We start from the raw sequence: 20,396 nt of genomic DNA on the forward strand, positions 1-20,396 counted from the left end.
AGACACAGCGGGCGCCTCACGCGCCCGTTTATTTTACTTTCGTCCGTCAAATACCATACGTAAGGCCAGTCCGGTCAACACCGTTCCCATCAACCATCGCTGCATTTTCTGCCAGCCAGGACGCAGAGAGAGGAAACGGGCAATGGTCCCGGCAGCAAAGATAATCATGCCGTTAACCAGTACACTGATGGCTATTTGACTGAACCCCAGGGTCAGCGACTGTGCCAACACATGACCCTGTTCGGGTTTGATAAACTGCGGTAGCAGGGTGAGATAGATAACGGCCGCTTTCGGATTCAGCAAATTGGTCAGCAGCCCCATGATAAACAGCTTACGCCAACTGTCGGCGGGAAGGTCACGCAGTTGAAAAGGTGATTTGCCGCCGAAAATGGCCTGCCAGGCCATATACAGTAGATAGACAGCTCCGGCAATGCGCAGCGCGTCATACGCCAACGGGACGGCCATAATCAGCGCGGTAATGCCCATCGCGGCACACAACATATAAAACATAAAACCCAGCGCCACACCGCTCAACGAGATGTATCCGGCTTTTCGTCCCTGACACAACGAGCGAGAAATCAGATAAAGCATATTGGGGCCCGGCGTCAGTACCAACCCCAAAGCGATAGTGGCGAAAGGCAGCAGTTGGGAAAGCGTGACCATCGCAAAATGTCCTGTTGACGTTGAACAATCGGCAACGACGATACCTCTGGGGATACCCGGTGAGCCGCATCCCTGCGGCCTTCACCGGATTCACTTAACTGCGAATCGTATCATCGCCGAAGGCCACCCATTTGTAGGTAGTCAGCGCTTCCAACCCCATAGGACCACGGGCATGCAGCTTCTGTGTACTCACCGCCACTTCCGCGCCCAGACCAAACTGGGCACCATCGGTAAAGCGGGTGCTGGCATTGACAAACACAGCGGCGGAATCCACCTCATTCACAAAGCGGTCGGCATTACGGATGCTGCGCGTGAGGATCGCATCAGAATGCCGCGTACCATATTCGCGGATGTGGGCAATACCTTCATCAAGGCCATCAACCAGCTTAACGTTGAGATCCAGAGACAGCCACTCGTCACGGTACTGCTCATCCGTTACTGCACTCACCTCAGCCGGGCCGTGTTGCAACAATGGCAACGCGCGAGAATCGGCATGCAGTCTGATACCTTCCTGTTTCATCCGCTGGCTTAACGCTGGCAGAAAACGCCCGGCAATGGCGGAATGCACCAGCAGTGTTTCCACTGAATTACAGGCACTGGGACGTTGCTTTTTCGCATTGACGATCACCTTCAGCGCCGCGTCCAGTTCAATGTCGCTATCGACAAAAATATGGCAAACGCCAATGCCGCCAGTAATCACCGGAATGGTCGACTGTTCACGGCACAGCTTATGCAAACCCGCGCCACCGCGGGGGATCAACATATCAACGTAGCGATCCAGTTTTAGCAACTGACTGACCAGTTCACGGTCCGGACTTTCGATAGCCTGTACCGCCCCCGTGGGTAAACCATGCTGTTTTAACGCTTGCTGGATAACCCGAACGGTTGCACTGTTGGTACGATAGGTTTCTTTACCACCGCGCAAGATAACCGCGTTGCCGGTTTTCAGGCACAAAGAAGCGACATCCACCGTAACGTTAGGGCGCGCTTCATAAATCACCCCAACCACGCCCAACGGAACACGACGGCGTTCAATACGCAGGCCACTATCCAGCAGGCCGCCGTCGATCACTTCACCGACTGGCGAGGCAAGTCGGCAGACCTGACGCACATCATTGGCGATACCTTGCAGACGCGCCGGGTCCAGCATCAGGCGGTCAATCAGCGCTTCACTCAGGCCGTTTTTACGGGCATCCGCCAGATCCAGCTCATTGGCCGCCAGGATCATTGTGCTCTGTGATTCCAGATAGTCAGCAATGGCCATCAGGACCTGATTTTTTTGTGCGCTGGAGAGCACCGACAGGTGGTAAGATGCGGCTTTCGCCGCTTTACCCATTTCTTCTAACATACTCAGTTCCTTAACTGACAATCATATCGTCGCGGTGAACGGCGACCGGGCCATATTCGTAGCCCAGAATTTCGCTGATCTGCTGGGAGTGATGCCCGGCGATCATCCGCATTGCATCGCTGTTGTAACGGCATACGCCGTGAGCCACATCACGCCCCTGCAAGCTGCGAATGCGGATGACTTCTCCCCGAGAGAAGTTACCGCTGATGTCGCGAATGCCTTTTGGCAACAACGAACTACCACGATCCAAAATGGCGGATAGCGCTCCATCATCCACGGTGATTTCACCCGCAGGCGGCGCACCGAAAATCCAGCGTTTGCGGTTCTCCAGTGGCGTCTGCAAGGCATGGAAACAGGTTCCCACTGGCTGGTTGTCAATCACATCGCCAATCACACCGGCACGGCTTCCCGCGGCAATGATCGTATCAATCCCGGCACGGCAGGCGATATCAGCGGCCTGCAACTTGGTTGCCATTCCGCCGGTTCCCAGCCCGGAAACACTGTCTCCGGCCAACGCACGCAACGCATCATCAATGCCGCGCACGTCACGGATCAGCTCAGCCTGTGGATTATTGCGCGGGTCGGCGGTAAACAAGCCGGCCTGATCGGTCAGCAGTAACAATTTATCTGCACCCGCCAGGATCGCCGCCAGCGCTGACAGGTTGTCATTGTCACCCACTTTAATTTCCGCCGTCGCCACCGCGTCGTTTTCATTAATTACCGGTACAATATGATTGTCCAGCAACGCCCGCAGGGTATCCCGGGCATTAAGGAAACGCTCACGATCTTCCAGGTCCGCTCGGGTTAACAGCATCTGACCGATATGAATACCGTAAATCGAGAACAACTGCTCCCACAGCTGAATTAACCGGCTCTGTCCCACCGCAGCCAGTAGCTGCTTTGAGGCGATGGTCGGCGGCAATTCCGGGTAGCCAAGGTGCTCACGTCCGGCTGCCATCGCACCCGAGGTAACGATCACAATCCGGTGGCCTGCCGCATGCTGGTGTGCGCACTGGCGCACCAACTCAACAATATGCGCCCGGTTTAGCCGACGCGATCCGCCGGTTAATACGCTGGTCCCCAGTTTCACGACCAGGGTCTGGCTGCTGCTCATTATTTCCTGCCATAACTAAAAAAATGGTAAAGAAGTCTTTGTATCAGGTGTGATTGCGAAAGCCAACAAGCTGCACAGGAAAAGGCGAAAAATTACCGGAAAAGGCGAAAGAGTAAAGGTAAAACTATCGAAGACCAAGACGATCCTGTTGCTGTCGGTATGCGCTATCAGTGATAAGCGCCCTTTTTCCCCATCGCGTTATATGGCGAAAACGAGTCTAATGCCGCTCATTTAAAATAACCGGCTCATTGGCAGAGTCTGCCGCCGCTTTCAGCCCCAACACCATTTCTTCCATCAGCGCTTCCAGCCGCTCGTGAAAATTACACAGCGTCTCTTCAACCCGTTGGTTGTTTTCCTTCCCTTTAATCGTCTCCGCCTTCCAGTTGCCTTCTTTATCGTACAATCCGAAGTGATACTTGTAGGTGAAATGGTCGCTCTGCGCTTCCAGCTCCATCCACCATCCCCAAAACTCCCGATGCTCGGGGGCCGGTTTCACATTGACGCAAACGGCCAGGCAGTCAAAGAAAAAACGATCATCGACACATTTAGCTTCGCGAATATAAGGTCCCAGAGAACCAAAACGCTTCATTAAGCGACTCTTGGGATGCCCACCAGGTAACGTCATCGTATAACCTCCATTCATTATAGCGCTTGGCTTTCCCCATATTACAGCGGCACAACGCCCCTCTGAGACCTAATGGGTATAGACCCGTCATACGGCAAGCCGCAAGCGCATCAGCGGTGTTCTTTCCCTTCTGCGGATTGCCACATTGACTGTCTGCCTGCCACTTGAACCCTTTAGGGTATAGCAAACTCTTGAATTTTCGCCAGTCATCAGGTTAATCGATGCGCTAACCAATCGACAATATCATGTAATGCCTTATCAAAACCGCTGAGTAATGGAGAAAGAGAAACAGGCATCAGCTTCCCCCCGGCAGAAGACTGCACAATCAGGCGGGATTCCTCTTCCGGGCTGAACGGATCGTCCGCCCAGTAGCCGGACAACATAGGAAGCGGAGTGCGTCTGCCCAGCAGTCCCTGCGTCTTCAATGAATAACGTTTCAGCTCTGCCCGCAGCGCTGAATCTGCTGCCGAGGCCATGCCTAATCGGCTGGCCAGCACATCCATATACATCTCTGGTACCTGATCCTGCCGCTGCTGATCACACAACAGACTGTGTACAATCGGGCCAAGGCAAGCCACCGCGCGCAGACGGTGAGATTCCAGATAGGCCAGCCGCACCGCGACATTCGCCCCAAACCGTACCCCCAGCGCGGCAACCCGACTATGATCAACCCAGGGGACGTTTGCCAATTGCTGCAGCACCTGTTGATGCAGGAAACTGGTATCCTGAGTCAACTTCCATTTAGAAGATAAGCCGATAGAGGGCATATCAATGGTCAGCATCGCAATACCACGCGGTGCCAGATAATCATGGAACAGGCGATAGTGATCGATCTGCAACACATCCAGACTGCCGCACAGCAAGACCGTCGGATAAGGTGCCCGGGTCTGTTCTGGCATGTGCAGAAAGCCACTAATCGGGCTGCCGTCAGGAATAGAGAATTCGATTTCCTTCAACTCACCCGGCAAACGCGAGGTGGCTTCTTCATAAGATCGGATCGCCAACTGTTGCGCCTGTTCGGCCAGCTCGTCGCCTTTCAAATGAGGATAGCCGGCAATACTGAACAGGTTAGCCGCATGCAACCAATAATGACCGGCCTCTTCATTGTTTTCTTCTCTGACGGCCCGTTCCTGCCACAGTACCGCCTGTTTTGACCATTCGTAAATCCAGTTACCACCACGATACCCCACCACCGTATCCAGCAGTTGGTCATCGGTGTGTTCCACATCACTGTGGGCTATCCTCGCCAGTACTTCGCCAATTTCCTGCGGCGGCAGGCCACGCCACGTCCACAACAAACGATTAATCATGCGATACCAGCCCGCATGATTTTCCCCTTCCAGGGCAGAATGAATCGGCAACGGTTTATGATGCTCAAGGCGGCGAATTAATATTGAGGTTTCAGGATGTTTGAAGCGAGGTTTAAACAGCTCCTCGCTCAGGTTTTTTTCTGTCATAGCGTGACGATCCTCCGGCGCACAGGGGCTTCAGCCCAGTCTATCGCAGGCAGGGAGGTGACGCTAACGGTAAAAACAACAACGCCCGGTAAAACCGGGCGTTGCAATGACTTGCATCAATCAACCTTTGACGATCGGTGGAATGTAAACCACGCCCATGTCCCAGGGTTGCTCAATCCAGGTATCCTGCGGAATATCCACCACGTAATCATCCACCAGCGGACGTCCGGCTGGTTTGGCGAAAATAGTGACAAAACGCGCTTTCGGATACATTTCACGGATGGCCTGGGCTGTACCGCCGGTGTCCACCAGATCATCAATGACGATAAAACCTTCACCGTCGCCTTCTGCACGCTTCAACACTTTCATTTCACGCTGACTATCGTGATCATAGCTGGAGATGCACACAGTATCGACATAACGGATGCACAGCTCACGGGCCAGTAAAGACGCTGGAACCAGGCCACCGCGGCTGACCGCGATGATGCCTTTCCACTGCTCAACAGGAAGCAGGCGCTGAGCCAGTTTACGGGCATGAATCTGCAGCATGTCCCAGGTGACGACGTATTTTTCGCTCATTAAAGGAGTCCCGACCAGACAAACTGGCTTAAAAATGTACAATGGGATGGGTTGCGCGAAATTATAGAGATATGAGCCACTAAAAACCAGCACCCGCTACCCGGAGAACCGCTTTTTTCCTGCTGTGAAGTAAGCATAGCCCACTAAACAGTGATATTCTCTCCCCATCTCGTCAGGTGGTCTGACGGGAACCGACTTACTCGCAAATGCTCACCATCCACCGCCGCAACTGGCTTGATGGTGCCTGGCCAGGAGATTCATTGTGTCTGAATTGTCTCAACTGTCACCACAGCCTCTGTGGGACATTTTTGCCAAAATCTGTTCCATTCCGCACCCTTCTTACCATGAAGAGCAACTGGCGCAGTACATTCTGTCCTGGGCTGCTGAGCAAGGTCTGGCAACTGATCGCGATGAAGTGGGCAATATCCTGATCCGTAAACCTGCCACCCCCGGTATGGAAAACCTTAAACCGGTCGCTCTGCAGGCGCACCTCGATATGGTGCCGCAAAAAAACAATGATACCGTCCACGACTTCAGCAAAGACCCTGTCCAGCCGTGGATTGATGGTGAATGGGTCAAAGCCCGCGGAACCACCCTGGGGGCGGATAACGGTATCGGCATGGCTTCCGCTTTAGCTGTTCTGGCGGACAAAACCGTGGAGCACGGCCCACTGGAAGTGCTACTGACCATGACTGAAGAAACCGGCATGGTGGGAGCGTTCGGCCTGCAACCCAACTGGTTACAGGCGGAAATTCTGATCAACACTGACTCAGAAGAAGAAGGCGAGATTTACATGGGCTGCGCGGGCGGAATTGATTTCACTGCCACGCTGCCAATCAACCGTGAAACCATTCCCGCTGGATTCACCCACCAGCAACTGATCCTGAAAGGCCTGAAAGGCGGCCACTCCGGTGCCGATATTCATCTTGGTCTGGGCAATGCCAACAAACTGCTGGCGCGTTTCCTGTTTACCCATGCCAGGCAGCTTGATCTGCGTTTGGTGGACTTCACCGGCGGTACGTTACGCAACGCGATCCCACGTGAAGCGGTGGCCACACTGGCCGTTCCCGCCGCAAAAGTTGATGAATTGAAAAGCCTGGCGCGGAGCTATCAGGAAACGTTGCAAAATGAGCTGGGCCTGAAAGAGAAGAACATCAACCTGGCGCTGGAAAACGTGACGGCGGGGGAACCGGCTTTAACCGCGAACAGCCGTGACACGTTTATCGCATTGCTGAACAGTATGCCGAATGGCGTGATCCGCAATTCTGACGTGATGAAAGGCGTGGTAGAAACCTCACTGAATATCGGTGTGGTGGCTATCAGCCCGCACGAAGCGAAAATCAACTGTCTGGTCCGTTCGCTGATCGACAGCGGCAAAGATTATCTGGTGGAAACGCTGACCGCACTGGGCGAGCTGGCTGGCGCCAAAACAGTGGCAAAAGGCAGCTATCCTGGCTGGCAGCCCGATGCCTCTTCACCCATAATGGCCATTGTTGGCGCAACCTACAAAAAGTTGTTTAACAAAACACCGAACATCCAGGTAATCCATGCGGGTCTGGAATGCGGCCTGTTCAAAAAACCCTATCCGAAAATGGATATGGTCTCGATCGGCCCAACCATCACCGGCCCCCACTCACCGGATGAACAAGTGCATATCGGCAGCGTCGGCCTGTACTGGCAACTGCTGACCGCGTTGCTGAAGGCTATCCCAGTTAAATAACGCCCTGCCGGGGCGGAATAAAAATTCCGCCCCGGCTACGCTCGCCGTAATGTACGGGCTCCGGTCTTCGTTCTGTATTAAAAGCCCAGCAATAATTGCCGTTCCAACTGGGGATCCGGCAACATCACATGCAGCCCTACCAGCCTCACGCCCCGCTCACCCCGACGCTCTTCCCAGGTTTTCTTCGCTACCGCAATAAAATCAGCCTTATTTAAGACTGGCCAGACATGTTCCTGAGTGGTCTGCTGAAAATCGTTAAATTTCAGCTTTACCCCCTGACGGGCAATCTGCAAATCCGGTTTTATTTTCATCAACCGGCGTTCCAACTCCTCATACAGATAATCAATAATCACCAGGCAGTCTTCCCAGTGGTGGATATCCTCCGCTAACGTGCGCTCCACGCCCAACGATTTCCGTAATCGCTCAGTCACCACTTCACGCGCATCAATCCCATGACAGCGCTCCCAGAGTATCCTGCCAAACTTACCAAAGCGCTTAAGTAGCGCCGACAGATCGGTTTTCTGCACATCAGCGCAAATCAACAGTCCCTGCTCCTCCAGTTTTTTCGCCGTGACCTTGCCCACCCCGGGAATTTTCCCGAGCGGCAACGTCAGTAAAAAATCAGGCATCTCAGCAGGCGTAATAACAAATTGCCCATCAGGCTTATTAAGGTCGGAAGCAATCTTGGCGAGAAATTTCACTGGCGCAATCCCGGCTGACGCAGTGAGGCCCAGTTCACGAGCGATAGTCTGGCGGATCTCACGCGCGATTAACGTGGCCGAACCGTAGCAGTGCGGGCTGTCAGTGACATCCAGGTAGGCTTCATCCAGCGACAACGGCTCAATCAACGCGGTATAGCGGGAAAAAATATCACGAATATGGGCGCTGGCTTCTTTGTAAGCCTCAAATCGGCCAGGGATCACTTTCAAATGAGGACACAGCTTCAGCGCCATCGCGGTGGACATCGCACTATGGACGCCAAACACCCTTGCCGGATAATTGGCGGTACTGACCACTCCACGTTGTAGATGACTGCCGCCGATCGCGATGGGGATATCACGCAGACTGGGATCGTCGCGCATTTCCACTGCGGCAAAAAAGCAGTCCATATCAACGTGAATGATCTTACGCATATGCCCTCCGCAACAACTGTATAAGTATACAGTTGAAAAAGGTGATTTCAATAGGCGATTTCACTGCAACAAGTGGCGGCAAGGGCGGTAACCATTTTTCTTTCGTTTTTTCTGAATCGTTCTCTTGCTAAAAAAACAGACAATGATAATGTGACGCTGCGATAGTGGAATTTTCCGAGATTGCACGTTACAGCGTCCCCGGACGTAGCATTTAACCCTCTTTTTTCAAGGGAACCAGAATGGGCAAAATCGCACTGTTGTTTGCGATGTTTTTTCTGCCAGCCGTTGTTTTCGCCAGCATCCCTGCCGTACAGGTCACCCCGCTGGCGCCGGTAAGCAAAGTGTTAAAGAAACAGTTACTCGGCACTCCTGTGTATATTCAGATCTTTAAAGAAGAACGCACGCTGGAGTTGTACGGCAAAATCGGCACTGAGTATCGATTACTCGACAGCTACCGGATTTGTAATTTTTCTGGCGGCCTTGGCCCTAAACGCCACCAGGGCGATTTTAAAAGCCCGGAAGGATTTTATAGCATTGGCCTTTCCCAACTGAAGCCGGACAGCCGTTTCTATCGCGCGATTAACCTTGGGTTCCCCAACGAATATGATCGCCAGCAGGGTTATGATGGTAAATACCTGATGATCCATGGCGACTGCGTATCTATTGGTTGCTATGCGATGACCGACGCCAATATTGAGGATATTTATCATTATGTGGAAGCGGCCTTGCGCAATGGTCAGTTGCAAGTGCAAGTGAGTATTTACCCATTCCGCATGACCGACAGTAATTTGCAGCGGCATCGTAACTCCGTGTATTACAATTTCTGGAAACAGTTACAGCCGGCTTATGCTGAATTTGTGCAATACCATCAGCCGCCGAACATCAGTGTCAGTGACGGCCATTATGTGCTGAACAGTCCGCTATTGAACAGCACAGCCCCCAGCAATTCAGCGCTCGCGTTCTCCGAAATAAAATAACGCCCAGTCTCCTGGCGCAATCTTGTGCCAGGTTTCATTGCCCGTCAGCGGCTGAGTGGCAATCACTGTAACCACATCGTCTGGCGAGGTCTGCTGCTGAAAATCAATCTCAACATCCTGATCCAGCAGCGTGGCTTTACCGAACGGCGCACGCCGGGTTATCCAGTATAGATTAGTGGAACAGAACGCCATCAGATAACGGCCGTCTGACAGCAACATGTTAAACACCCCCATCTCACGGAGCTCCGCCGCCAGTTCCGCAATATAGCGAAACACCGCCGGCCAGTGACCCGGCGTTCGTGGATAACGGGTGGTCAGTTGGTGCAACAGCCAGCAAAACGCCTGCTCACTGTCCGTCTCACCAACCGGACGGAACGCGCCAGTCTCCAGGCTGCGATAACCTTTCAATTGCCCGTTATGGGCATAGGTCCAGTGACGTCCCCAAACTTCACGGGTGAACGGATGCGTATTCTCAAGCGACACTTTACCGCGATTAGCCTGGCGAATATGCGCCACCACCGAGCAGGACTTGATCGGATATTCCTGTACCAACCGGGCAATGGGCGAATTAAAACTCGGAAGGGGATCTTTGAATGTCCGACACCCTTTCCCTTCGTAAAAGGTAATACCCCAGCCATCCTTGTGCGGACCGGTTCCCCCGCCCCGCTGCACCAGCCCGGTAAAGCTAAAACAGATGTCCGTAGGAACATTCGCGCTCATCCCGAGCAATTCGCACATAGAGAAATTCCTCGCTAAATAATCATGCGGAGATGACTGGAAAGATTATTTAACCATTTCCTTTTCAATCAGCAGGATCAGGATATGAATAACTTTAATGTGGATTTCCTGAATACGGTCAGCGTAACCAAAGTGCGGCACGCGAATATCCACATCGGCCAGTCCGTCCATTTTCCCGCCATCTTTGCCCGTCAGCGTAATCACTTTAATGCCCTGCGCACGAGCAGCTTCAATGGCTTTGATAACGTTCGCGGAATTACCTGATGTGGAGATCCCCAACAGGACATCGCCCGGTTTACCCACGGCTTCGAGATAGCGAGAGAACACATAATCATAACCGAAATCATTACTGACGCAGGACAGATGGCTGACATCAGAAATAGCAATCGCCGGGTAGCCTGGACGGTTGTCACGGTAGCGCCCCGTCAGCTCTTCAGCGAAGTGCATAGCATCACAGTGTGAACCACCGTTACCGCAGGAGAGCACTTTTCCTCCGGCTTTAAAAGCATCGGCCAGCAGCACGGCGGCGCGCTGGATGGCGTGAATGTTGGCTTCATCGCTGAGGAATTTATTGAGCGTATCCGCTGCTTCGTTAAGTTCAGCACGAATGATGTCCTGGTACATAGGAGAATCCTTTTAGGTGAGGTCTGTATCAGTTTATCAAGTTGCAGGTTAGGCGAAAAGCGCCCTTCCCGCCTGTTCAAAATTTGACTATTAATGCGACCGGATTGTGACCTGCATTGTAATTATCATGTGATCAAATTGATAAGAAAACGCATCTCATATAAACCTGAAATTAACAGGTCAGACCTCTCACTCGTTACGGAGCATTGCTTATGATGGTTCTCAGTTGCATAGCGACAATTGTGCTAATTGGCGTGCTGTTTTATCACCGCGTAAATCTGCGGCTGAGCAGCCTGACTGTATTGCTATGGGCGGCAGCATGGGCCATGGCGCATATCTGGACGCCATGGCTACTGATCCCGTTGGTGATTATTCTATTGCCCTTGAATGTGCTGACGATACGCCGAAAATGGCTGTCAAAACCCCTGCTACGAGTCTTTCAGCAGGTGATGCCGCCGATGTCCCGTACTGAAAAAGAGGCTATCGAGGCTGGAACCACCTGGTGGGAAGGGGAACTGTTTCACGGCACCCCTGACTGGCAAAAACTGCATAATTATCCGCAACCACGGCTAACAGCAGAAGAACAGGCCTTCCTGGAGGGGCCGGTGGCTGAAGCCTGCCGCCTGGCGAACGATTTCCAGATAACTCATGAAATGGCCGATCTGCCGCCTGAACTGTGGCGTTTGCTAAAAGAGCACCGCTTCTTCGCAATGATCATCAAGAAAGAGTATGGCGGGCTGGAATTCTCGGCATGGGCACAAACTTGTGTGCTGCAAAAGCTGGCAGGAGTCTCCGGCATTCTGGCCATTACCGTTGGCGTACCAAACTCACTCGGCCCAGGAGAATTACTGCAGCATTACGGCACCCCTGAACAAAAAGATCATTATCTGCCGCGCCTGGCTCGTGGGCAGGAAATTCCCTGCTTTGCGCTGACCAGCCCGGAAGCCGGTTCTGATGCCGGCGCCATTCCTGATACCGGCGTGGTCTGCATGGGCGAATGGCAGGGTCAACAGGTGCTGGGAATGCGCCTGAACTGGAACAAACGCTATATCACTCTGGCCCCCATAGCCACCGTGCTTGGCCTGGCGTTTAAACTTTTTGACCCGGAGCATCTGCTGGGTGAAATCGAAGATCTGGGCATTACCTGCGCACTCATTCCCACCCAGACGCCAGGTGTGGAAATGGGTAAACGCCACTTCCCGCTGAACATTCCATTCCAGAACGGCCCGACGCGGGGTAAAGATATTTTCGTGCCGATCGACTACATCATTGGCGGTCCCAGGATGGCTGGCCAGGGCTGGCGAATGCTGGTTGAATGTCTCTCCGTGGGACGCGGCATCACCCTGCCTGCCAACTCGACTGGTAGCCTGAAAAGCATCGCGCTGGCGATTGGCGCCTACGCGCATATCCGCCGCCAGTTCCATCTGCCCATCGGTAAAATGGAAGGCATTGAAGAGCCGCTGGCACGTATCGCCGGCAATGCTTACGTGATGGATGCCGCCGCGTCGCTTATCACCTACGGTATTGTGATGGGCGAAAAACCCGCAGTGCTTTCCGCTATTGTTAAATATCACTGCACCCACCGTGGACAACGGGCGATTATCGATGCGATGGACATTGCCGGGGGTAAAGGCATCATGCTTGGCGGCAGCAACTTCCTCGCACGGGCTTATCAGGGGGCGCCCATTGCCATCACTGTGGAAGGCGCCAATATTCTAACCCGCAGTATGATTATCTTTGGTCAGGGGGCCATTCGTTGTCACCCTTATCTGCTGACTGAGATGGAAAGCACACAGAACCATGACCTTGTCGCTTTTGATAAGGCGCTATTCCGCCATATCGGCCACATTGGCAGCAATAATCTACGCAGCCTGTGGCTGGGCCTGACCAGCGGACGCACCAGCAAGGCACCAACGCACGATGCCACCCGCCGTTATTATCAACATCTCAACCGCCTGAGCGCTAACCTGGCGCTCCTGGCAGATATCGCAATGGCGTTGCTGGGCGGCGACCTGAAACGTCGCGAACGTATTTCGGCACGGCTGGGCGACGTGCTGAGCCAGCTGTATCTGGCCTCGGCGACGCTAAAACGCTATGAAGATGAAGGCCGTAATGAAGCCGATCTGCCGCTGCTGCACTGGGGCGTACAGGATGCATTGCATCAGGCAGAAATCGCCATCGACGATCTGCTGCGTAACTTTCCGAATCGGGTTGTGGCAGCCCTGCTGCGCGGGGTGATTTTTCCGCTGGGCCGCCGCTGTCGCGCACCGTCAGACCGTCTGGATCATCAGTTGGCGCAGATCCTGCAAATCCCGTCAGCGACCCGCAGTCGGTTAGGTCGGGGCCAGTACCTCACACCGAGCGAACATAACCCAGCGGGTCAGTTGGAACAGGCGCTGCAAGAGGTGATGGCGGCTGAAGTTATTCATGATCGTTTGTGTAAACAGTTGAAAAAACGTCTGTCGTTTACCCGCCTGGATGCGCTGGCGACACGCGGATTACAGGAGAAATGGCTGAATGAAGAAGAAGCCGCCGTACTGACGCGTGCGGAAGCCAGTCGTCTACGTTCGATTAACGTCGATGAATTTACGGCGGATGCACTGGCGACTCACCCCCTAAAGAGCGGCAAGCAACAGGCCGCTTGAGCCCCTGGATATCCGCCCTGACAAGAATCATTGGCAATAGACTGAGTGCCATACTGACAGGCGGCAGCACGGCAATATTTCCGCCCAGCCGCCTGAGTGACAACATCACCCGTTCTGCCGTACCCGGGCGATCAACGCGACGACATCGTCAATATTATCAGCGGCCAGGATCAGCGTCCGACCCAGCGTCACGGCCTGACGAACGCACTCAATACGCATCGCCTCATCGCCAATCGTTTTAATATCCGCGACCTGGGACATACCCACGGTACGACGAATCAGCTCAGTACCGCAGTAACCCAGCGTGTCACGCCAGATCTTGCTCAGAAACGCCGCCGCATAACCGGGATAAGCCAGTGCGCGGTCGCGGGTTTTCTCTGCCGCCAGCGCAAGGAAACCCTCAGCAAAGCTCTGCCAGGTTGTCCGTACATCATTCAGACGCTGCTCACGCGCTGCCGCAGCCTCGCGGGGCGCCAGCAAACCCGGTAGTGCACAATAGTTGATGAGCAGGTTACCGAGCACACTGCCGACATCAAAACCTATCGGACCGTAGAAACCAAATTCAGCATCAATCACTTTCAGACTGCCAGTCGCAACAAATATCGAGCCACTGTGAACATCGCCATGCAACAGCGCTTCGGCATTAGACAGAAAGCGATGTTTCAGGCCAGCCACCTTACGACGCAGTTCATCGTCAGTGCGCAGAGTGGCAATCAGCGGCTCCAGCGCGCGTGGATAGCCATTACGCTCATGTTCTTCATACGGTTCATTGAAAAACAACTCCTCGGTGATATCACACAATTCAGGGTTGGTGAAACGGATAACATCCGCTTTCTTCTGATGAGGATGTTGATAAAAATCAGAGGTGTGGAACAGCGTTTGCGCCAGGTATGAGCCTAACTGGGCAGCGGCCTGGGGGTAATCATTCCCCTTAACCAGTTCACCGCGCCAGATAGCATGGCTGGAGAGATCCTCCATCACCATTACCGCCAGGACCGGATCGTAATGCAGGATTTTCACCGTATGATCCGGGCAAAACTCACCATGAATTTGCAACACTTCCGCTTCAATACGGGCACGCTCAAGCGTCAACGGCCAGGAGTCGCCGACACAACGCACATAAGGGAGAGCCTGCTTGATTATCACGCGGCTGCTACCTTCATGGTCAAAAATCTTAAACACCAGGTTCAGATTACCGTCACCAATTTCCTGCGCGCTGATCAAACTGTCTGGATTTTCAATACCACCAAACTGGCGGGCGTATTCCACTGCATCCGCGGCAGTGAAGGTACGGTATTGCGACATGACTTCATCCTCATCAAAACGTTCAGTTCTGTACGTCCACAGGTATGGCGGCTGTTTTATCTTTTGCCCCATTTTTATTACCCGCAAGCCGTTCAGACGTCTATACATCCGAAAAGCATGTTGGCACAATATGCCCTGATAACGCAACCAGGATTTAACTTCTTATGCAGACACTCAGCACGACCAGCTTACAAGTCCGTGACAACCAACTGTGGATCCTCGATCAACAGGCCCTGCCCCAGCAAAAAAAATGGTGCCCAGCGCCTGGCGTGGCGGAACTGGTCGATCATATCAAAACACTGCGTGTACGTGGCGCACCGCTGATTGGCCTTGCAGCCAGCCTGCTGATGGCGCTGTTGGCGGAAAAAGGGATGTCGAAACCGGAACTGGCGGTCGCGCTGGAAGTGCTCCGGGCCTCCCGTCCAACCGCCGTCAACCTGATGAACAATCTTGATCGAATGAAGCGGGCGCTGGCGCAGGAAAACTTCATCAGCGCGTTGACCGCTGAAGCACTGCGATTAGTGGACGAAGATAAAACCCTGTGCGATAACATTGCCGCCTCAGGCGCGAAACTGATCAAACCAGGCAGCCGGTTGCTGACGCACTGCAACACTGGCGGTCTGGCGACTGCGGGGGTGGGAACGGCGCTGGGCGTGATTTCCCGCGGCTGGCAGGAAGGCAAGGTAGAGCAGGTTTGGGTTGATGAGACCCGCCCACTGCTACAGGGTGGTCGTCTGACCGCCTGGGAACTGGGTGAACTGGGCGTGCCCTATCGGCTAATTTGCGACAACATGGCGGCAAGCCTGATGGCACAGCAGCAGGTGGACGCGGTTTGGGTTGGTGCCGACCGTATTGCCGCTAATGGTGATGTGGCCAACAAAATCGGCACCTACAGTCTGGCGGTGCTGGCGCATTATCACGGTATTCCATTTTACATTGCCGCACCGCATACCACGCTGGACCCGACCTGCCCGGATGGCAGCGCCATTCCGATTGAGCAACGCGCTGCCAGCGAAGTCACTGGCGTGGCAGGCAGTTTTGGCGAAGTACAGTGGGCGCCGGAAAACACGCAGGTGTACAACCCAGCCTTTGACGTAACGCCCGCGGCGCTCATCAGTGGCTGGGTACTGGATACCGGAGTGGTGACACCAGCACAGGTGAATGACGGGATTTTTAAAATTTCACAGTCGGTGGTTTAAGCGCAGATCAACCTGTCACCACCGATGCCGGAACGGATGCCCGTTATCATGGGCAACAGCCATGGAAGGCCCGGCATCAGTTCCCATACATTTCGAACTCACGAGATAAAACGCTAAATACCCATAAAATTACGGCAAACGCGGATAAGCGTCGGCAATATTGTCGCCGGTAAATTTCGCGATCCACCCTTCCGGGTTATCAAAAATACGGATCGCCGTGAAATTCGGCTCCGATCCCATATCGAACCAATGCGGCGTACCTGCCGGCACCGAGATCAGATCGCTCTTTTCACACAGCAACTGATAAATATGCCCATCCAGATGCAGGCAGAATAATCCCGCCCCTTCCACAAAGAAACGCACTTCATCTTCGCCGTGCGTATGTTCGGAAAGAAACTTACCGCGCAGCGACTCTTTCTGCGGATTATCCGCCCGCATGCTGATAACATCCCAGCTCTGATAACCTTTTTCTGCCACCAACTTATCAATCGCATGTTGATAAGCGGTGATCACGGCGTCCGGTTCCGGGTTTTCCCCCAAATCACAGTCGGCTTGCCACCGTTCAAAACGCACCCCTTTCGCATTCAGTCGCTGGCGAATCGCTTCAGCATCGGTACTGTGCCATACCGGCGTCGTCGCCTCGTTATCAGTAAAAATAGTCAGTGCACTCATGAAAACAGCTCCAGATTAATTTGATCAAAATGGTTCACCTGACGGTGGCGGCTTACAGCATCCGCTCCTTCGCGGACTAACTGCACGGTGTTCCAGCCCGCTTCCTGTGCGGCATCAAGCTCCTGATGAATATCCGATAAAAACAGCAACTCGCCAGGGGGAAGCGCGATTTCAGCGGCAATATTGCGGTAGGACGACGTTTCACGCTTCGCGCCGACATGAGTATCAAAATAGCCGCTGAATAACGATGTAATATCACCCGCATCGCTGTAGCCAAATAACAATTTCTGCGCAGCGACTGACCCGGAGGAATAAACATACAAATCAATCCCCTGCTTCCGCCATGCGCTAAATGCTGGCAGTACGTCCGGATAAAGATGTCCGGTAAAGCTGCCGTTAACGTAGCCATCTCGCCAAATCATCCCCTGCAACGCTTTCAGTGCGGTCGACTTGCGATCCTCATCCATAAAACCGAACAGCACGTTGATCAACTCTTCAACGGTCGCCTGTGGCTGGGCAATTTCATCACGCAGAGAGTTCAGCGCCTGCGCCACCTCTTCCCGCTGCTGGAACGCGGCGATAAAAGCCGCCAGGTTTTTCCGCGCATAAGGGAACAATACGTTGTGCACAAAGCGAATATCGCTGGTAGTCCCTTCAATATCGGTGATAATCGCACGGATCATTTAGCCTCCAGTACACGACGCTGTAGTTCACACTGGAACAGGAATTCCAACCCTTCAAGGTGGCGTTTCGCTTCATTGACGTCCTGGCCCCAACAGGTCAGTCCGTGACCACGCAGCAAAAAACCGTACCGCAGCGGAGTCTGGGCGGCAAACTGCTCAATCCGCGCGGCCAGAGCCGCAATATCCTGATCATTGTCGAACAGTGCAATGGGAACGCAGTCAAGATGCGAATGTTGTCCGGTTAATGTTTTTTGCATCTCATAGCCTTGCAGTTCTAATGCCGCGCCCTTCTCAACACGGGAGAGTACCGTGGAGTTAACCGTGTGGGTATGCAACACCGCGCCTGCGTCCGGAAACAGGCGGTAAATCAGCGTGTGCAGCCCGGTTTCCGCTGAGGGTCTGCGACCAGAAGGCACCTGATTACTGGCAATCTCAACCTGAATAAAATCATCACGCGTCAGCGCCCCCTTATCCTTTCCTGATTCACTGATCAGGCAAAACGCCGAATCCTGACGCACCGACATATTGCCGCCGGTCGCCGGCGCCCACCCTCTGGCCCCGATCCAGTGGCAGACAGCCACCAACTGATCCAACTGTGAAATTACGCTCATTTTCGTCCTGTTCTCAATCCGCTCAATCCGGTGCTACATTAGCATTTAGACGTCTAAGCGTCTCGATTGCCAAATAGTAACATCGACGCTATAGTGGCAGCAATACAAGGTAAACACATCATAAAAGCCGCGTTATATAAGGGTTAACATTCATGAGCCAGACGTCGATCACTCCCGAGAGCAAGCTCCCCGCTCTGGGCACTACCATCTTTACGCAAATGAGTGCGCTGGCGGCACAGTACAACGCCATCAACCTGTCCCAGGGATTCCCTGATTTCGATGGTCCTGACTATCTGAAGGCCCGTCTGGCGCACCACGTCAGCCAGGGGGCTAACCAGTATGCGCCGATGACCGGTGTCCAGCCGCTGCGTGATGCCATTGCCGCCAAAACCGCCGCGCTGTATGGCTACCAGCCAGACAGTAATAATGAAATAACCGTGACCGCCGGTGCCACTGAAGCACTGTATGCAGCCATTACCGCCCTGGTTCGCCCTGGCGATGAGGTCATCTGTTTCGACCCAAGTTATGACAGCTATGCGCCCGCGGTGACGCTGGCCGGCGGCGTAATGAAACGCATCGCTCTGCAGCCGCCTTCATTTCGCGTTGACTGGCAATCGTTTGCCGCTCTGCTGTCGCCACGCACCCGTCTGGTTATCCTGAATACACCGCACAACCCTTCAGCCACCGTCTGGGGAAAAAGTGACTTCGAGTCGCTGTGGCAGGCAGTGAAAGCGCAGGAAATTTACATCCTGAGCGATGAAGTCTATGAGCACATCTGCTTTGCGGCAGAAGGCCACGCCAGCGTACTGGAACATCCGCAGTTGCGCGAACGCGCCATCGCCGTCTCATCTTTTGGTAAAACTTATCATATGACGGGCTGGAAAGTCGGTTACTGCGTGGCCCCGGTCGCCCTGACGGCGGAAGTGCGCAAAGTGCATCAATATCTAACCTTCTCAGTCAATACACCAGCGCAGCTGGCGCTGGCTGATATGCTGAATGCCGAACCGGAACACTACCGCCATCTGCCGGATTTTTATCGCGCACGCCGTGATCGCTTTATACAGGCGCTGGCGAAAAGCCGTCTGGAAGTACTACCGTGCGCCGGAACCTATTTCCTGCTGGCGGATTACAGCGCGATCTCCAGCCTGGATGATGTGGCTTTCTGCCAGTGGCTGACCAAAGAAGTCGGGGTAGCGGCCATTCCGCTGTCAGTATTTTGTGCCGATCCTTTCCCTCATAAACTGATCCGCCTGTGCTTCGCCAAACAGGAAGCCACGCTGGACGCTGCCGCGGAGCGCCTGTGTCAACTTTAAAACTTAGCCTGTTACAACAACCGCTGGTCTGGATGGACGGTGAAGCCAATCTGCGCTTTTTCGACACGCTGATCGCTGAACTACACGGTCGCGATATGATAGTGCTACCGGAGATGTTCACCACTGGCTTCGCGATGGAAGCGGCTCAACGCTCGCTGCCGGAAGCCCGCGTGATTGACTGGCTGCATGAGAAAGCCCAGGCCACTGATGCCCTGGTCGGCGGTAGTGCGGCAATCCAGACCGATAAAGGCGCGGTGAACCGCTTTCTGTTAGTCGAGCCGGAAGGCACCGTCCATCGTTACGACAAGCGCCATCTGTTCCGCATGGCCGACGAGCATCATCATTATCTGGCGGGGGATCGTCGTGAAGTGTTTACGTGGCGCGGCTGGCGGATCCTGCCGCAGGTTTGCTACGACCTGCGTTTCCCGGTGTTCTCCCGCAATCACAATGATTACGATCTGGCGCTGTACGTCGCTAACTGGCCTGAGCCACGCGCTGGACACTGGCAGGCACTGCTGCTGGCGCGCGCGATTGAAAACCAGGCGTATATCGCCGGGTGTAACCGGGTCGGCAGCGACGGTAACCAGCATCAATACAGCGGCGACAGCCGGATTATCAGCCCACTGGGAGAAATCCTGGCGGCAGGCGAACCTCATCAACCCACGATCCTCAATGCGGAATTGTCGCTGGATAGCTTGCGTGAATATCGCGAACGCTTCCCGGCATGGCGTGATGCGGATCCGTTCAGTCTGTGATCAAACGGGTTTCCCTCGCCGTTGCGAGGAGGGAAGCCACACTGAAGGCGGCTCGCCGGTAACCCGATGGAACCAGGTCGAGAACGACGAGCCGCTATCATAGCCCATCTCCAGCGCAATCGTATTGACAGACTGGCCTTCCAGCGGTTCTGTCGCATTAACGGAGGATAGTTGCCAGATGTTGTGTTGACTGTTTTTTATACAGTCAACAGGTAAAACTGTTCAGCCGGGGACA

At 54.0% G+C, this 20,396-nt stretch carries 20 protein-coding genes; 6 read left to right on the plus strand and 14 right to left on the minus strand.

Features of this window, described 5'->3' with window-relative positions; all coding sequences use genetic code 11:
- Nucleotides 1-33 precede the first annotated feature (33 nt).
- The 6 genes from EH228_RS04735 to gpt form a co-directional block, all read right to left on the minus strand.
- Nucleotides 34-663, minus strand: coding sequence for a LysE family translocator (locus tag EH228_RS04735; RefSeq protein ID WP_152320526.1), 630 nt, complete (start codon nt 661-663; stop codon nt 34-36).
- Between the two features lie 94 nt (nt 664-757).
- Nucleotides 758-2,011 (minus strand): glutamate-5-semialdehyde dehydrogenase, encoded by a 1,254-nt coding sequence (gene proA / locus EH228_RS04740; protein ID WP_152320527.1) that lies wholly within the window; start codon nt 2,009-2,011, stop codon nt 758-760.
- A gap of 10 nt (nt 2,012-2,021) precedes the next feature.
- The gene (gene proB / locus EH228_RS04745) at nt 2,022-3,125 is read right to left on the minus strand and encodes a glutamate 5-kinase (RefSeq protein ID WP_152320528.1); all 1,104 of its coding nucleotides are present in this window, start codon (nt 3,123-3,125) and stop codon (nt 2,022-2,024) included.
- Between the two features lie 217 nt (nt 3,126-3,342).
- Nucleotides 3,343-3,750 (minus strand): sigma factor-binding protein Crl, encoded by a 408-nt coding sequence (crl, locus tag EH228_RS04750; protein WP_152320529.1) that lies wholly within the window; start codon nt 3,748-3,750, stop codon nt 3,343-3,345.
- Nucleotides 3,751-3,959: 209 nt separating this feature from the next.
- A complete protein-coding gene (gene frsA / locus EH228_RS04755) occupies nt 3,960-5,207 on the minus strand; it encodes an esterase FrsA (protein WP_152320530.1) in 1,248 nt (415 codons plus the stop codon).
- Nucleotides 5,208-5,327: 120 nt separating this feature from the next.
- The gene (gpt, locus tag EH228_RS04760) at nt 5,328-5,786 is read right to left on the minus strand and encodes a xanthine phosphoribosyltransferase (protein ID WP_152320531.1); all 459 of its coding nucleotides are present in this window, start codon (nt 5,784-5,786) and stop codon (nt 5,328-5,330) included.
- A gap of 262 nt (nt 5,787-6,048) precedes the next feature.
- On the opposite strand from gpt, the gene pepD reads away from it, so the two are divergent.
- Complete coding sequence (gene pepD, locus EH228_RS04765; RefSeq protein ID WP_152320532.1) at nt 6,049-7,506, plus strand: beta-Ala-His dipeptidase; 1,458 nt, start codon at nt 6,049-6,051, stop codon at nt 7,504-7,506.
- Nucleotides 7,507-7,583: 77 nt separating this feature from the next.
- On the opposite strand, the gene dinB is transcribed toward pepD, so the two are convergent.
- Nucleotides 7,584-8,639 carry a DNA polymerase IV gene (gene dinB, locus EH228_RS04770; RefSeq protein ID WP_152320533.1) on the minus strand — a complete coding sequence of 352 codons (1,056 nt, stop codon included), beginning with the start codon at nt 8,637-8,639 and terminating at the stop codon, nt 7,584-7,586.
- A gap of 239 nt (nt 8,640-8,878) precedes the next feature.
- Here dinB and dpaA point away from each other — a divergent pair, with 239 nt between their 5' ends.
- Complete coding sequence (dpaA, locus tag EH228_RS04775) at nt 8,879-9,616, plus strand: peptidoglycan meso-diaminopimelic acid protein amidase (RefSeq protein ID WP_152320534.1); 738 nt, start codon at nt 8,879-8,881, stop codon at nt 9,614-9,616.
- Here dpaA and EH228_RS04780 read toward each other — a convergent pair.
- Nucleotides 9,587-10,354: a class II glutamine amidotransferase gene (locus tag EH228_RS04780; RefSeq protein WP_152320535.1), complete on the minus strand. Its 768-nt coding sequence runs from the start codon at nt 10,352-10,354 to the stop codon at nt 9,587-9,589. The genes dpaA and EH228_RS04780 overlap by 30 nt on opposite strands.
- A gap of 45 nt (nt 10,355-10,399) precedes the next feature.
- Complete coding sequence (gene lpcA / locus EH228_RS04785; protein WP_152320536.1) at nt 10,400-10,978, minus strand: D-sedoheptulose 7-phosphate isomerase; 579 nt, start codon at nt 10,976-10,978, stop codon at nt 10,400-10,402.
- 212 nt (nt 10,979-11,190) lie between these two features.
- On the opposite strand from lpcA, the gene fadE reads away from it, so the two are divergent.
- The gene (gene fadE / locus EH228_RS04790; protein WP_152320537.1) at nt 11,191-13,623 is read left to right on the plus strand and encodes an acyl-CoA dehydrogenase FadE; all 2,433 of its coding nucleotides are present in this window, start codon (nt 11,191-11,193) and stop codon (nt 13,621-13,623) included.
- Between the two features lie 105 nt (nt 13,624-13,728).
- On the opposite strand, the gene mtnK is transcribed toward fadE, so the two are convergent.
- Nucleotides 13,729-14,928, minus strand: a complete 1,200-nt coding sequence (gene mtnK, locus EH228_RS04795; protein ID WP_152320538.1) for an S-methyl-5-thioribose kinase — start codon at nt 14,926-14,928, stop codon at nt 13,729-13,731.
- A gap of 164 nt (nt 14,929-15,092) precedes the next feature.
- Between mtnK and mtnA the strand changes: the two genes are divergently transcribed.
- Nucleotides 15,093-16,127 carry an S-methyl-5-thioribose-1-phosphate isomerase gene (gene mtnA, locus EH228_RS04800; RefSeq protein ID WP_152320539.1) on the plus strand — a complete coding sequence of 345 codons (1,035 nt, stop codon included), beginning with the start codon at nt 15,093-15,095 and terminating at the stop codon, nt 16,125-16,127.
- Between the two features lie 129 nt (nt 16,128-16,256).
- Here the strand turns inward: mtnA and EH228_RS04805 are convergent, their stop codons facing one another.
- Genes EH228_RS04805 through EH228_RS04815 form a run of 3 tightly spaced genes read right to left on the minus strand, consistent with a single transcriptional unit; the run spans nt 16,257 to nt 18,093 of the window.
- Nucleotides 16,257-16,799: a 1,2-dihydroxy-3-keto-5-methylthiopentene dioxygenase gene (locus tag EH228_RS04805; RefSeq protein WP_152320540.1), complete on the minus strand. Its 543-nt coding sequence runs from the start codon at nt 16,797-16,799 to the stop codon at nt 16,257-16,259.
- Nucleotides 16,796-17,482 (minus strand): acireductone synthase, encoded by a 687-nt coding sequence (gene mtnC, locus EH228_RS04810; protein WP_152320541.1) that lies wholly within the window; start codon nt 17,480-17,482, stop codon nt 16,796-16,798. Before mtnC ends, EH228_RS04805 begins: the two co-directional genes overlap by 4 nt.
- Nucleotides 17,479-18,093 (minus strand): methylthioribulose 1-phosphate dehydratase, encoded by a 615-nt coding sequence (locus tag EH228_RS04815; protein ID WP_152320542.1) that lies wholly within the window; start codon nt 18,091-18,093, stop codon nt 17,479-17,481. The genes mtnC and EH228_RS04815 overlap by 4 nt, the downstream gene beginning before the upstream one ends.
- Nucleotides 18,094-18,245: 152 nt before the next feature.
- Here EH228_RS04815 and EH228_RS04820 point away from each other — a divergent pair, with 152 nt between their 5' ends.
- Together EH228_RS04820 and EH228_RS04825 are read left to right on the plus strand one after the other, a co-directional pair.
- Complete coding sequence (locus tag EH228_RS04820; RefSeq protein WP_152320543.1) at nt 18,246-19,406, plus strand: pyridoxal phosphate-dependent aminotransferase; 1,161 nt, start codon at nt 18,246-18,248, stop codon at nt 19,404-19,406.
- Nucleotides 19,394-20,161 carry an amidohydrolase gene (locus tag EH228_RS04825; protein WP_152320544.1) on the plus strand — a complete coding sequence of 256 codons (768 nt, stop codon included), beginning with the start codon at nt 19,394-19,396 and terminating at the stop codon, nt 20,159-20,161. The genes EH228_RS04820 and EH228_RS04825 overlap by 13 nt, the downstream gene beginning before the upstream one ends.
- On the opposite strand, the gene EH228_RS20795 is transcribed toward EH228_RS04825, so the two are convergent.
- Entirely contained in the window at nt 20,162-20,362 is a 201-nt protein-coding gene (locus tag EH228_RS20795; RefSeq protein ID WP_152320552.1) for a helix-turn-helix domain-containing protein, read from the minus strand.
- Nucleotides 20,363-20,396: the final 34 nt, after the last annotated feature.

It is taken from the genome of Erwinia endophytica (genome assembly GCF_009295515.1).
GTDB lineage: Bacteria > Pseudomonadota > Gammaproteobacteria > Enterobacterales > Enterobacteriaceae > Erwinia > Erwinia endophytica.

What these genes read in the sequence shown, in the direction of transcription:
- dpaA (WP_152320534.1), top strand. Translation starts at nt 8,879, where the DNA reads ATGGGCAAAATCGCACTGTTGTTTGCGATGTTTTTTCTGCCAGCCGTT.
- EH228_RS04805 (WP_152320540.1), bottom strand. Translation starts at nt 16,799, where the DNA reads ATGAGTGCACTGACTATTTTTACTGATAACGAGGCGACGACGCCGGTA.
- mtnK (WP_152320538.1), bottom strand. Translation starts at nt 14,928, where the DNA reads ATGTCGCAATACCGTACCTTCACTGCCGCGGATGCAGTGGAATACGCC.
- crl (WP_152320529.1), bottom strand. Translation starts at nt 3,750, where the DNA reads ATGACGTTACCTGGTGGGCATCCCAAGAGTCGCTTAATGAAGCGTTTT.
- EH228_RS04735 (WP_152320526.1), bottom strand. Translation starts at nt 663, where the DNA reads ATGGTCACGCTTTCCCAACTGCTGCCTTTCGCCACTATCGCTTTGGGG.
- lpcA (WP_152320536.1), bottom strand. Translation starts at nt 10,978, where the DNA reads ATGTACCAGGACATCATTCGTGCTGAACTTAACGAAGCAGCGGATACG.
- frsA (WP_152320530.1), bottom strand. Translation starts at nt 5,207, where the DNA reads ATGACAGAAAAAAACCTGAGCGAGGAGCTGTTTAAACCTCGCTTCAAA.
- proB (WP_152320528.1), bottom strand. Translation starts at nt 3,125, where the DNA reads ATGAGCAGCAGCCAGACCCTGGTCGTGAAACTGGGGACCAGCGTATTA.
- EH228_RS04820 (WP_152320543.1), top strand. Translation starts at nt 18,246, where the DNA reads ATGAGCCAGACGTCGATCACTCCCGAGAGCAAGCTCCCCGCTCTGGGC.
- EH228_RS04815 (WP_152320542.1), bottom strand. Translation starts at nt 18,093, where the DNA reads ATGAGCGTAATTTCACAGTTGGATCAGTTGGTGGCTGTCTGCCACTGG.
- mtnC (WP_152320541.1), bottom strand. Translation starts at nt 17,482, where the DNA reads ATGATCCGTGCGATTATCACCGATATTGAAGGGACTACCAGCGATATT.
- proA (WP_152320527.1), bottom strand. Translation starts at nt 2,011, where the DNA reads ATGTTAGAAGAAATGGGTAAAGCGGCGAAAGCCGCATCTTACCACCTG.
- EH228_RS04780 (WP_152320535.1), bottom strand. Translation starts at nt 10,354, where the DNA reads ATGTGCGAATTGCTCGGGATGAGCGCGAATGTTCCTACGGACATCTGT.
- dinB (WP_152320533.1), bottom strand. Translation starts at nt 8,639, where the DNA reads ATGCGTAAGATCATTCACGTTGATATGGACTGCTTTTTTGCCGCAGTG.
- fadE (WP_152320537.1), top strand. Translation starts at nt 11,191, where the DNA reads ATGATGGTTCTCAGTTGCATAGCGACAATTGTGCTAATTGGCGTGCTG.
- gpt (WP_152320531.1), bottom strand. Translation starts at nt 5,786, where the DNA reads ATGAGCGAAAAATACGTCGTCACCTGGGACATGCTGCAGATTCATGCC.
- mtnA (WP_152320539.1), top strand. Translation starts at nt 15,093, where the DNA reads ATGCAGACACTCAGCACGACCAGCTTACAAGTCCGTGACAACCAACTG.